Below are 13016 nucleotides of genomic sequence, written 5' to 3' on the forward strand. Positions count from 1 at the left end.
AGCTGATTTTATTGGATAATCTTTACAATGGACTCTTCATTCAGGTAAGCACTGTTAGAAACAACAATCTTATCCATACCTTCCAGCTTGTCTTTCAGGTATACGTTTTTATTATCAAACTTCAGAATATTCACCGGTACCTTACGTACACGATTTGTACCTTTAAGGGTGAAGATGAATCCCTTCTCGCCATCTGCCTCTACCAATGCGGCGAAGGGAATAATGGTGGCGTTTTGTGCGCCGTTGGTTTTGATGTCTGCCTTTCCAAACATCCCTGTTGCGGGTTTGAAGTTGCCGAGATTGAGTTTCAGCTCTACCTGGAAAGAACCAATTTCTTGATCTGCTGATTGAAGTTTACGGAATACCGTAGCCGTAAAATGCTGCTCAGGATAGCCATCGAGGGTAACATTGGCGTTTTGACCAGGCTTAATTACTGCCCATTCCTGATCAGTTACTCCAACTTTAAGTAGGTAACTGCCATTTTTCTGCGTGGAGTTAGTCATCAATACCGGACTACCGCCACCAATTACTTCGCCTTCTCCGGCTACTTTTTTAGTTACAAAACCATCTGAAGCTGCATAGATTGCAGAATAGCGCTGGTTAAATGCGGTGGCTTCCTTTATCTTTACTGCAACGTCTAAAGCTGTTTTGGTATTTTGTAATTGTTCCAGCGTAAAAACGCTATCGCGGTAAAGATTTACCGCCCTGGTATAGTCTCGTTTGACCTTATCTACACCAAGTTCGGCCTGTGCCAACCCTGCTGCGATTTCAGTAGTATTTAATGTCGCCAGGATTTGCCCTTTTTTAAAAAACTGACCTTCATCAACCATAATCTTACTGATTACGCCCCCTATTTTAAATGAATAATTAACTTCATTTTCAGTGCTGACTAAGCCAGAGACTACAATAGTAGTAGGTACACCAAATGTAGAAACCTGTGAAGTTTTCACGGCAATCACATCAGATTCGCCAAGTGGCTTTGAGTATTTAGGTTTTTCTTTGCAGGCAAACAACAGGGTTGTTATCGCAATAATAGTAAGTTGTATCTTCTTCATGTTTTTTATTGTAAATTGAAACTGGCGTTTGCACGCTCAATCGCGGTGAATGATATCCAGGTATCGAATAAGGCAATGTTAGATTGGAGTTGCGCATCTACCCATTGGTTCTGTGCATCAAGCAATTCAATATAAATGGCCATACCTTCCTTATAAAGTTTAGTCATGTCATTATAGTAGGTTTGGCTGGTCTTTAGTTGCGATTGTGCAGCCTGATATTGTGCAGCAGCACTTTGCAGGTTTGCTTTGCGCACATTCAACTCGGTGAGCAGTTGCTGAGACACCTGACTCGTTTGCGCACCTATGGCCTGCTCGCTGGCAATGGCTTGTTTTATTTTGTAACTGTTTCTCCCTGAAGAGAACAAGTTCCACTCCAATGAAACGCCTAGCAGATAATAGCGGCTTTTCTGATTAAACTTCCAATCGAAGGCCTGTGAACCTAAATCAAGTGAAGTACCAATTTTAGGTATGAGATAAGATTTGGCTAAACCAGTAAGGTTTTTGTTGATTCCACTGGCAATCTCAAGTTTTGCCAATTCCTCGCGGCCATTTATATCATTTAGCTGCAGGTTATCCTGGGCTGGCAATAAGGGAACACTATCTGTTATAATAGCATCAGTGAGTGGCCTGTTCAATAGGAAGTTGAAATAATACTGCGCCGATTCTTCTGTTTTTCTGGCCGAGACCAGCGATGCATTGATCTTTGAGACCTCATTCTCGCTTCTGATCACAGCTGTACGGTTGATCTTATTGTTTTCGAATAGTTTTCTGTTTACCCTTTCGCCTTCCTGAAGCAGTTTTAAAAAGGATTGATAAATGCTGATGGCATTTGTAGCCTTAAGATAATTGTAATAGGCCGTTTTAATTTCCTTCACCAGCTCGCGTTTGTACAAGAGTACTTCTGCTTTTTGAAGCGCTACCTGCTGTGATTTAATTCTTTTATTATAAACCAATTCTGCATTGAGCAAGGGCAAGCTTGTGCGGAATTTTGCATCATAAAAATTATCCGGATTAAGCAATATGCTTTGATTTTCCAATTGAGGAAAGGAATTGCTTCCGGTAAGCTGGTTAAGTGTGCGGTAGGCTGCATTAAATAGGTCGCCGGTAGGAAAATCAATCGTTCGGCCACCATCCGCTTTAGTATAAGTGGTAGAAAAGGTTACACTGGGTAAAAACATACTTTTTGCCTCCTGGAGTGCATAAATATTTCTTTTCAGTAAGAAACCCTGTTCTTTAATGCCCTGGTTTGATCCAAGCCCCTGCGCGATATACTCATCCAGACGGGTTTGAGCCTGCAGACCTGATGGTATAAGAATAACCAGCAGAAGCAGTGCATTCAGTTGGTAAAATGTGAATATTTTCATAATATTATTAATCATTGTAATAAAATTAAACAGTGTTCAGTTATAAGTTAAAAAAAGGTTATCCTTTTTCCAATAAAGCAACAAAGCTAGCATAGCCGTTCTCCATAAGTTCGTGGTTTGTTTTGTCTACAAAAACAGTTGTACGGTCTTTGCAGAACAGGGCGCAGATGCCATGCATGGCAGATAGGATCATAAAGGATAGATATTCAGAATCCATATTCTTGAACCGGCCAGCTTCCTGGCATTCTTTTACCAGATCATGCAGGAGGTTTATCGCTTCCTTCGCAATCTGGAATCCCCCGCTTGCAGGAGCCTTCATAGGCTCATCCACCAGGAACATAAGGTTATAATAATCTTTATTGTCTTGTGCAAACTTGATAAATACCCGGCCGGTAGCCTTCAGTCGCTCAAAAGGTTCCGTTACCGAATCCAATACATGGAGCTGTTTAAGAAGCAAGCTAAAACCCTCTCTGTGAAGTTCCTGAAAGATTTCACTTTTATCCTTAAAATGGAAATAAATTACGCCTGCACTATAGCTGATTTCGCTTGCGATATTACGCATGCTCGTCTGTTCATAGCCATTTTGAAGAAATACTTTTCTTGCACCATTCAAGATACGCTTACGCATTTCCTGCTTCTCTTTCTGCTTTCGTTCTATAATGCCCATGGATAAACTAATTTGTAAAGGTATAAATTGGATCTTAGATTTCCTGAGGAATGTGAATATTAGGCTCCTGCAAGACCCGGACTAATTTGTCCCATGATTCTTATTGCCATTGCCCTGTTTAGGAATCTAAATCCAAACAGCATGAGTCTGTTTTTAAAACCTTGCACTACCCGGGGTTTACTTCTTTTTTTAAGCGCGGCAACAAGTTCATCAGCAACATCGGCTACGCTTGAAACCACAAATGCAGGAAAATCATTGGTATGACGACCAGCATTAGCATGAAATTCAGAATCTGCAGCTCCGGGATTAAATCCCATTACAAAAATCCCCTTTTTCTTAAATTCATACCAAAGTGATTCTGAAAAGCTAGCCACAAAACTCTTGGTTGCGGCATATACGGCTCCTCCAGGCATCGAAGTGTGCGCAAGAAGAGAACCTATATTTACCAGCGCACTACCGGGAGTAGCCTTTTTAAGGAAAGCGAAAGATAGTGCGACTACCGCATCCATATTCAGCCGCATGGTACTGATTTGGTTCTCTAAATTAATGTTAAGAAATTCGCCATAAGTTCCATTTCCAGCGTTGTTGATCAACACATCATAATTATTGGAAGCCAGATGATCAATCAAAATAGCCAACCCGTCATGCTCACTCAGGTCTGCAACCAACATCTGATGTTTGCCCCCCAAATCCAGTAAAACTTCTTTTAGTTTTTCTTCATTTCTCGCCACTAAGGTGAGTGCGTAATTTTGTTCAGCGAGCCGCCTGGCTACTGCAAGGCCGATACCTCCGCTTGCTCCTGTGATTATTGCTTTTTTCATTTATTAGAGATATAATAATTTCAGGATCAAATGTACTGAACAGTGTTCAATAAAAATGAATTAATTTTCTCCTCCTGATATATTTGACTTAATTATGATGTTCGTTGAATAATACTAAAAGAGCAATGACTTTGCTGGTTTTATAGATTTTAATGGTAATTATAGCTGGTTTAACATCTTTATTTTTTTCTAATACATCTTTCGTGCTTGTAATTTATTGCATAAAAACCAATAGGAATACTACACAGAAGGGTTGAAAAATAAATTGCGAATTTATTGCCAGTATTAAATAATGGTTCAGATTCCTAAAAGTCTGAACCATCAATCACTGCCGCAGTAAATGGATTTATTTAGAGGATAGGTATTTTGAGCGTGTTCTAACCTATTTTTGTAGAGAATTCATCGATTGATAAACGAACCTTCGGCATCGAAGCAAGATAATCATTAGCAGCATCTCGGTATCCCAGTGACAAAATTACTGAAGCATGGAGACCCTTTTCCGATAATCCTAGCATTTCATTAAACCTTTTCGCATCAAACCCTTCCATAGGAGTCGAATCTACTTTTACTGCTGCAGCCGCTATTAATGCAGTTCCAAGACCGATATAAGCTTGCTTATCCGACCACAATGCGTGTTGTTCTGGAGTCTGGGCAGAAAAATGGGAGATGATCATGTCCTTCAACCCACCTAGCGACCCACTTTCCAGGTTTCTTTTCTGTTCCATCATTGCAACATAATCGGTTATATATTCACTTGTTACTTCATTTAAAGCTGCAAACACCAATAAGTGAGAAGATGCATGAATTTGTGCATTGAATGAACCCTCACCTAATTTTTGTCTCAGTTCTCGGTTCGTGATGACGAATAGACGGTAAGGCTGTATTCCGCATGAAGATGCGCTTAGGTTTATCGCTGCGACAATTTCATCAATTTTATCTTCACTTACCAATTCATCTGAATATTGCTTAACGGCATACCGCCAGTTTAAATCATTGATTAATTCCATTTTTTTATTAATTATTTTGATTGTCAAAGGTAAGCCTACAATGTGTATATTTGTAACCAGGTGACAAAAAGTTACGGTGACAAAAGGGTAACCAAGTGAATGATATGAAACAAGACTTCGATATAGTAAAGGCCTGCAGCCACAAAATATTAGCGATCAGCGATACCATGGAAATTCTGAACGGGAAATGGAAAGTATCCATTATTGCATGCCTGTGCTATCAGCCTATGAGGTACTCAGAACTATTGAAGGAAGTTAAAGGTATTTCAGGCAAGATGCTTAGCCGGGAATTAAAAGATTTAGAAATGAATCAATTGATTGAGCGGAATGTGCTTAACACTGCGCCCGTCGCTGTAGAGTATAAGATAACTGAGTATGGAAAATCGCTTGAACAATTGACTGATACAATTTCAGATTGGGGACTTAACCATCGCCATCGCATCATTTCTGGAATGAAAACAGCTTAGGAAAAAATAGGTTGAAATTTTTGAGTGATTGAGTTGGCAATCAGAGTGCTTCGATAGCAACGCCTAAATTTCGTTTATCTTGCGCTATAATTAACAGAACTCATAGATTAATTGATCTTATTTCCCTTACTTTTTGTAATCTCAACCAACAAAGCTACTGTTGAAATAAAAAACCCCATCCTATTAAATAGAATGGGGTTTTTAGGTGATTTTCAGGCTTGAAAATCTGAGCTCCCTCTGCTGGGCTCGAACCAGCGACCCTCTGATTAACAGACGGAAGCTACCCATTTCTAAAAATATGTTTATCAATCAATTACAAGCCTTCAAAGAAATCCCGTAATGTATTTGTAACGGTTTTTTTATTAACTCAAATTTATTTTTTTATTGAACGTATGGCTTTGGCTTAATTTTTTTCAAAACCACCCAGAATACCATAAGAAATAGAGAAGCAAAACAATAATTCGAGGATACATATTATATTTATATTGGCTAAGTTTTAGCGGGACGAATTTCGGCAATAAACAAACGACCGACCCTATAAACAAAGTAAACAGATCTTTTAAACAAAGTTTTATAACAAAGACCTATTTAACTTTGCGCTATTAAAACTTTAAAAGATGGAACAAAATAATTACAACGGGGCGTTACAAAAACCGATAGGTTCTGGCTTTAACGCAACATCAACAACTAAAGATGTAATCAAGGGACTTGACCTTACCGGGAAAACAGCAATCGTAACTGGAGGAGACGGGGGACTTGGCCTGGAAATCACCAGAACATTGACTTCAGCAGGGGCAATGGTTATCGTTCCCGCCCGAAATATCGAAAAGGCAAAGGGAAACCTTGAAGGCATCGAAAATGTGGAAGTAGAAGCACTGGACTTAACAGACCCCATTTCTATCGATAATTTCGCCGAAAACTTTTTGGCTTCAGTCAGGCCACTGCATATGCTCATAAACAATGCGGGCGTGATGTGGACATCCTTACAACGTGACCAACGGGGTTATGAAGGACAGTTTTCGACCAATCATCTGGGGCATTTTCAACTTACTGCAAAACTTTGGCAGGCATTGAAAAAAGCCAATGGAGCTCGGGTAGTGACCGTTTCATCCTCAGCACACCATTTTTCCCCCGTGCTCTTTGACGATGTAAATTACCATGCAAGAGCATACAACAAGTTTGAAGCCTATGGACAAGCCAAAACAGCAAACGTGCTTTTTGCGGTAGAGCTGGACAAAAGGGCGCAACGGTTTGGCGTTCGGGCCTATACCTTACATCCCGGCCTGATCCTCACAACCAATCTGGGCAGATATTTAACTTTTGAGGATTTTATTGCGATGGGCACATTACATCCGGACGGCACACCGAACACTGAAGCCCAAGCCGCATTGGAAAAGATACAGAAGACCCCAGAACAGGGAGCGGCAACCACCGTTTGGGCCGCAACCAGCCCACAGCTTCAGAACATTGGGGGCATTTATCTCGAAGATGTTGAAATCGCAGACTGCAACCCCCATTTCTATGATAGCGAAGCCGGTAAAAAAAATCCGGCTGGAACAACTGGTGTTGCTCCCTTTGCATTGGATGCAGCAGCTGCCCAAAAGCTTTGGGACATAAGTGAAGAACTGACAGGTACAAAGTTTGACTTTTAATATCATCGAATAAATGGGGTGCTACTGGCTGGGCCTCATTTATTTTTTACCTTTGCACCATGGCAACAAGAGAGATCAATGACCACGCCGAGATCGTTTTTACCTGTAGCGAATCAGTCCATCACAATACCGAAATGATTGCCCAGGAACATTCCATTGTAAGGGTTTTATCGGGCGAACTGAAAGTCGTTCAATCTAACGATACGTATGTCTTTGGAAGAGGTGAAACCCATCTATTTCCAAGGCATAGGCTGGCTACGCTAATTAAGTCCGAGAAGGACGGTTTGCCCTACAAAGCCATTATCGTAAAGCTGACCCACGATGTTCTGAGAAGTTTCTACAAGCATAAAAATATGGAGGTTTTCCTGGTTTCCAAATCCGACAACATTATTTCCTTGGCCAAAAGTCCATTGCTGGACAGCTATTTTGCGTCCATGCTTCCCTATTTCGACCTGGACTTTAAATTGCCCCAGGAGCTATCGAACTTGAAGGTCCAAGAGGCCATCACCATTCTGCGTTCCCTGAACAGGGATATTGATAATATTTTATCCGACTTTTCAGAACCTCACAAAATCAATATTTCTGAGTTTATGGAAAGGAATTATATGTTCAACTTGCCAATGGAGAGATTTGGTTACCTTACGGGACGTAGTTTGACCACTTTTAAACGTGACTTTAAAAAGGCATTCAACACCACCCCACAAAGGTGGCTGACAAAAAAGCGGCTGCAACTTGCCCATTATCAGCTGAGCGAAAAACAAAGGAAGCCCATCGATGTCTTCTACGAAGTTGGATTTGAAAACCTATCGCATTTCTCATATGCCTTTAAAAAACAATACGGGCATTCGCCAATAGCGCTTGCCGCACGAAAAACAAAGACCATCGGATAACAAGGGGCAATCCCATAGGTTTATATCCTATAATTAAGAATCATGAAAGAATTATTTTCCGTTTTATTTTTGATTTTACTTGGCATAAACACCTTTGGACAATCATCCGGGCACTCAGATAAATTATATCCGTCCAAGACAAACCTATCCCGCTATCACAACAACTGGACACAAAAGTATTACCCCAAACGTATTCAAGAGTTCAGGCTTGATCCGCTAAACTTTGGCGATATCGTATTTATCGGCAACAGCATTACCGAGGGAGGACTGGACTGGAGAAGGAAATTCGGTATTGCGCACATCCGCAACAGGGGAATTGCAGGAGATGTTACCGACGGGGTAATCAAAAGGCTAAAAGAAATCACCTATTTTAAACCAAAAGCCGTATTTATCCTGATTGGCATCAATGACCTTTTCAGCCTCCATCACCTTGAAGATAATCCTGCCCTAAAATATGACAAGGTTGTCCCTTCACCCCAGTACATAGCAAAAAACATCCTGAGAATTTCGAAGATAATCCATCGCGGATCACCAGGCACGAAAATTTACGTACGTACACTTTTACCTACTCAAAGGGAATACCTGAAACAGGACATTCTTTTAGTAAATGCACTAATCCGGAAAAATGAACTTGGGGGCTACTATAAGACAATTGACCTGTATAACCAGTTTGTGGATGAAAAAGGTGAATTGCCAGGGAAATTCACCAAGGATGGCGTTCACTTGAACGATCTGGGATACGAGAAATGGGTGGGTTTTGAAAAACCAATAATTGAAGGGCTATAGAAAAGTTGCATCCCCTGATGTTACCTTTTATGCCCAGATGATTCTTCCTTTCATCTCTAGCGAATGCCATAGTCTAAAGCCAAGATTGCCAAAACAGCCACAGCTAAGAATTGGGTTAAGCTACATCTCTGCCGGCTCTGGAATTATTTCCTGCGCAGAAAAGGCAGTAGCGAAAAGCTGAAATTGACATAGGGAGCGTTGCCCAGTTTATTGCTCAGGAAATATTCGCTGGAAGATTCCTTCCTGTCAAAGGCCCTTGCGCTAAGCGGGGTCAATATTCCACCGTTTATGCCAAAGATCATCTTTTTGCCAACCCGGTATTCGGCACCTATCCCTGTTTTCAGATCGATGGTTGTATAGTTGGCATCGTTGGGAAGGCTAGCGCTTTTGAGGTCGAAAAATGCCAGCGATCCGCCCAGCGTTGTACCAAAGGTAGTCCAGAACCGGTCAGAAAATGCCCTTCTTAATCCAGCGCCACTTGGAAGATTCAGGTTAAGCTCCAACTGGTTGTCAAATTTATGCCAGTAGCTAAAGATTAGAAAAGCCGGAACTTTCAATGATGGGTCGATATTAACGACAAGCCCTGCCGTGAGCCGAGTTTTTGCCGTTTGCTTTAACGGTATCACTGCAGTTCCCAAGAAGCTGATCCTTTTGATCCTGTCAAAGTCATTGGTTACCCCGGTTGCGCTGGCCATATAGTACACTGGGCGACCAAAGATCGAATCCCTTCTGGAGAATGATGCCGTCAGACCAACGGTTCCCTTGTTGAAGGTAATGTCTTCATTGCCCAGGAGCGGACTGAAACTTTGCATATCTGTTACCTTAAGCTGCTGCTGAAAAAAAGCCCCGGAAACCGAAAAGGAATTTTTGCCCCAGGAGGCCACAGGTAGGTTCAGCACAATGGTGGTGCGCAAGGTACTGGTCTTCCCCTTAAAAAGCGGGTTGCCCGTTAGCTCACTGCTGATATCGCCCTTGCCGATCACATCTGTAGACACCGTAACCTGCCTCAAGATAGGATTGGTAATGGCAGCCTTTTCAAGCTGGATCCTGGAAAGAGAATCCTTTGCATTTTTGCTCAGCTCTTGTCTGTTCTGCGCATAACAAAAGTTAACGGCAAACAATATATACGTAAAGGCAACTATTGATTTTTTCATATGATTTCTATTGAAGGGGTGCAGTATCTAATTTTAATTTGATGTCGTTTTCTGCTGTTTTTTTACTGAACCTTGATTTAAGGTTTTCGATGATCAGGTACATCGCAGGTACCACAAATAGGGTCAGTACCATGGAACTTGTCAGCCCGCCAATGATAACCCAGGCCATTCCATTTTTTATTTCAGCCCCAGGACCACTGACCAGTGCAATGGGCAACATACCCAGTATCATGGCAAGTGTGGTCATCAGTATGGGACGAAGCCTCTCTTTCCCTGCCTCGATCAAAGCATCTTTTATGCTGCGTCCATCGCTCTTGAGGTGATTGGTAAAATCTACGATCAAAATGGCATTTTTAGAAACCAGTCCCAGTAACATCACCATCCCGATGATCGAAAAGATATTCAGTGTTTCCAGTGACAGCGCCAAGGCCAACAGTGCGCCGATGAGTGCAACTGGTATAGAAAAGAGCACCACAAATGGGTAGATCAGACTTTCATAAAGGGCTACCATCACCAGATAGACCAGTAAGATGGCCACAATGAGTGCAAGTCCGAGGCTGCCAAATGCATCTCCCTGGTTTTTAACATCACCAAGGTATTCTATGGCAATTCCCTGTGGAATTTTCATCTCTTTTGCCTTTTCCATAATATCGGAGGCAACAGTACCAACCGGACGGCCGGCCACGTTCGCATTTACCGTGATCGAGCTCAGCCTATCGCTGCGCTGCAGCATACTTTCTCCCATTCCGCCGCTTACCTGGGCAAACTGGCTCAGCACAAAACTCTGCCCATCAGAGTTGGTAAAGGAAAGGTTTCTCACATTGTTGATGTCGGAACGGCTGTACTCATCGAGGCCTATCAAGATATCGTATTCGTTTCCCGATTGCTTGAACTTGCCCCGGTCGTTTCCGCTAAAGGCATTTTGCAACGCTCCGCCTACCTGACTGGCATTCAGGCCCAGCAAGGTCATTTTCTCCCGGTTCAATTTGACCTCTATCTGCTGTTTTTGGTCCTTAACGGATAGCTGAACGAACTGGGTGCCGGGAACTGTGGCTACCATTGCCCTATACTGGTCGGCAACCTTTCTAACCGCAGCAAGGTCGGTTCCCTTGATGGCGATCTGTATAGGTATCTGTGCGCCGCTACCTGAAATAGAAGTGGGTGATGCGGTAACCTTGATGCCGGGGATAGACGAGCTAAGTTCGGCCTCTATTTTTACCGCAAAGTCTTCAGAACTGATAGATCGCTCTTTAAGCCCTTTTAAGGTAACCGTTAGCTCGGCCATGTTGGCATTGTTGCCCGTGCCTGTCACCCCTCCGCTAACAAAACCGATGCTTGAAAAGACCCGCTCCACCTCGGGCTTTGCCATAATGATCTTTTCTGCCTCCTGCACGGTCATGTTGGTCTGGTAAATGCTGGAGGACGGTGCAAGTTCCATCTTTAGGATCAGTTCTCCCTGATCCCCTGAAGGGATAAAGGCAGCTCCTATAAAACCTTTTGCTACCAGCATCAGCGAACTTACGATAAGCAGGATAACGCCCGATAAAAGCCACCTTTTCTTTCGCAGCACCGTTTCCAGCATCCCGGCGTAGGCATCCTTCAACTTGTCGATCAGCTTTTCGAATCCTATGTTCAGCCTTCCCCATAAGGTATTTGGGTTGAGTTCTTCGATCTTTCCAAAACGGCTGGCCAGCATCGGCGTAACCGTAAAGGAGACAAAAAGGCTCATCAGCGTGGAGATTACCACAACGAGCGAAAATTCACTCAATATCGATCCGATGATTCCGCCGGCAAAAGCAAGCGGAAGGAAAACCACCACATCGACCAGGGTGATGGCAAGGGCGGTGAACCCGATTTCGCTACGCCCATCCAATGCCGCCTTGCGCTTGTCGGATCCCATTTCAAGGTGCCTATAGATATTTTCAAGTACCACGATCGAATCGTCAACCAAAATGCCGACCACCAGCGATAGGGCCATGAGCGACATCAGGTTGAGTGAAAACCCGAGAAAGTACATGGCAATGAAAGTGGGGATAATGGAAGACGGCAAGGCCACCATTACGAACATCGAACTGCGGAAACTATGCAGAAAGGCCAGCATTACAATCGCCACGATCACGATGGCAAGTCCCATATCAAAGATTACCGCATCTGCCGATTCGAGCGTGTAAGTAGATTGATCGGTAGAAATGGTAAATTTTAGGTTGCTAGAGGCATACTGCTTTTCGATGGCCGCAAAACTTTTCCGTACGCCCTCGCTTACCTTTACCGCATTGGCATCAGATTGTTTGATGATCTGGATCCCGATGGCGGGAATGCCGTTGATGTGGTTGATGGCTGTCGTCTTTGCCGTGGCATCAACCACCTCGGCCACATCCTTAAGATATACGTTGCCTTCATTTGGGCGCTGCCTGATCACCAGTTCACGCAGCTGTTCGATCGAGGTAACATTGGCGTCGTACTGGATGGAAAGCTGCTGTTCGCGGGTTTCGATCTTTCCTGCGGGGAACGATTGATTGGCATTAGTTACCGCATCGGTTACCTGATCAATGCCCAGACCGTAGGCCTTGAGCTTATCCTGATCAATGTTGACCTGGATCTGGCGCTCATCACCTCCAACAATATTTACCTGTCCGACACCTGCAATGTTCTGCAATATGGGAAGCAGCTGCTTGTCCACCATGTCATAAAGGGTCCGCGGCGCCATGTTGGAGGTTACCCCGGCCCGGACTACGGGTGCCTCTTCCAGGTTAACCTTGTTTACCAGCGGACGTTCTGCATCATTAGGCAGCTCGTTCTGTATCTGGTCTGCCTTACGCTGGATGGCACGTTCCGCCTCATCCAGGTCTGTACCACTTTTAAGTGATACAGAGATCTGTGAGATCCCTTCCTGTGAAGTGGAACCGATCTTATCCAGCCCCTCTACCGAAGAAAACGCATCTTCGAGCTTCCTGGTCACCGCAGTTTCCACCTCAGCCGCAGATGCGCCGGGATAGACCGTACTCACAGAAACCGTTGCCACTTCAATTTTGGGCAACAGGTTATAGTTGAGTTTAAAATAGCTCATGATCCCGAACAGGATGAGCACAGTAAAAATAACGATGATTAATAGTGGCCGTTTAACGGCAATTTCTGAGATTGACATTTACCGCT

General features: G+C 43.2%; 11 protein-coding genes. 4 read left to right on the forward strand and 7 right to left on the reverse strand.

All coding sequences use genetic code 11. The features are described from left to right. Positions 1-8: 8 nt before the first annotated feature. The 5 genes from SOM16_RS12735 to SOM16_RS12755 form a co-directional block, all read right to left on the reverse strand. Entirely contained in the window at positions 9-1055 is a 1047-nt protein-coding gene (locus SOM16_RS12735; RefSeq protein WP_320464382.1) for an efflux RND transporter periplasmic adaptor subunit, read from the reverse strand. Between the two features lie 5 nt (positions 1056-1060). Next, positions 1061-2434, reverse strand: a complete 1374-nt coding sequence (locus tag SOM16_RS12740; RefSeq protein ID WP_320464383.1) for a TolC family protein — start codon at positions 2432-2434, stop codon at positions 1061-1063. Positions 2435-2477: 43 nt separating this feature from the next. Further along, a complete protein-coding gene (locus SOM16_RS12745; protein ID WP_320464384.1) occupies positions 2478-3086 on the reverse strand; it encodes a TetR/AcrR family transcriptional regulator in 609 nt (202 codons plus the stop codon). A 59-nt stretch (positions 3087-3145) separates the two neighbouring features. Continuing rightward, on the reverse strand, positions 3146-3907 hold the full coding sequence (locus tag SOM16_RS12750; RefSeq protein ID WP_320464385.1) for an SDR family NAD(P)-dependent oxidoreductase: 762 nt from the start codon (positions 3905-3907) through the stop codon (positions 3146-3148). A 377-nt stretch (positions 3908-4284) separates the two neighbouring features. Further along, on the reverse strand, positions 4285-4914 hold the full coding sequence (locus SOM16_RS12755; RefSeq protein WP_320464386.1) for a nitroreductase family protein: 630 nt from the start codon (positions 4912-4914) through the stop codon (positions 4285-4287). Between the two features lie 104 nt (positions 4915-5018). On the opposite strand from SOM16_RS12755, the gene SOM16_RS12760 reads away from it, so the two are divergent. The 4 genes from SOM16_RS12760 to SOM16_RS12775 all read left to right on the forward strand — a co-directional run bounded on the left by SOM16_RS12760 (position 5019) and on the right by SOM16_RS12775 (position 8709). Further along, complete coding sequence (locus SOM16_RS12760) at positions 5019-5381, forward strand: helix-turn-helix domain-containing protein (protein ID WP_320464387.1); 363 nt, start codon at positions 5019-5021, stop codon at positions 5379-5381. 617 nt (positions 5382-5998) lie between these two features. Beyond that, entirely contained in the window at positions 5999-7033 is a 1035-nt protein-coding gene (locus SOM16_RS12765) for an SDR family NAD(P)-dependent oxidoreductase (protein WP_320464388.1), read from the forward strand. Between the two features lie 59 nt (positions 7034-7092). Beyond that, positions 7093-7923, forward strand: coding sequence for an AraC family transcriptional regulator (locus SOM16_RS12770; RefSeq protein ID WP_320464389.1), 831 nt, complete (start codon positions 7093-7095; stop codon positions 7921-7923). A 42-nt stretch (positions 7924-7965) separates the two neighbouring features. After that, entirely contained in the window at positions 7966-8709 is a 744-nt protein-coding gene (locus tag SOM16_RS12775) for a GDSL-type esterase/lipase family protein (protein WP_320464390.1), read from the forward strand. A gap of 143 nt (positions 8710-8852) precedes the next feature. Here the strand turns inward: SOM16_RS12775 and SOM16_RS12780 are convergent, their stop codons facing one another. Beyond that, positions 8853-9863, reverse strand: coding sequence for a DUF6268 family outer membrane beta-barrel protein (locus SOM16_RS12780; RefSeq protein ID WP_320464391.1), 1011 nt, complete (start codon positions 9861-9863; stop codon positions 8853-8855). Positions 9864-9870: 7 nt separating this feature from the next. Beyond that, the gene (locus tag SOM16_RS12785) at positions 9871-13008 is read right to left on the reverse strand and encodes an efflux RND transporter permease subunit (protein WP_320464392.1); all 3138 of its coding nucleotides are present in this window, start codon (positions 13006-13008) and stop codon (positions 9871-9873) included. Positions 13009-13016: the final 8 nt, after the last annotated feature.

The sequence above is a fragment of the Pedobacter sp. CFBP9032 genome (assembly GCF_034045265.1).
Taxonomy (GTDB): domain Bacteria; phylum Bacteroidota; class Bacteroidia; order Sphingobacteriales; family Sphingobacteriaceae; genus Pedobacter.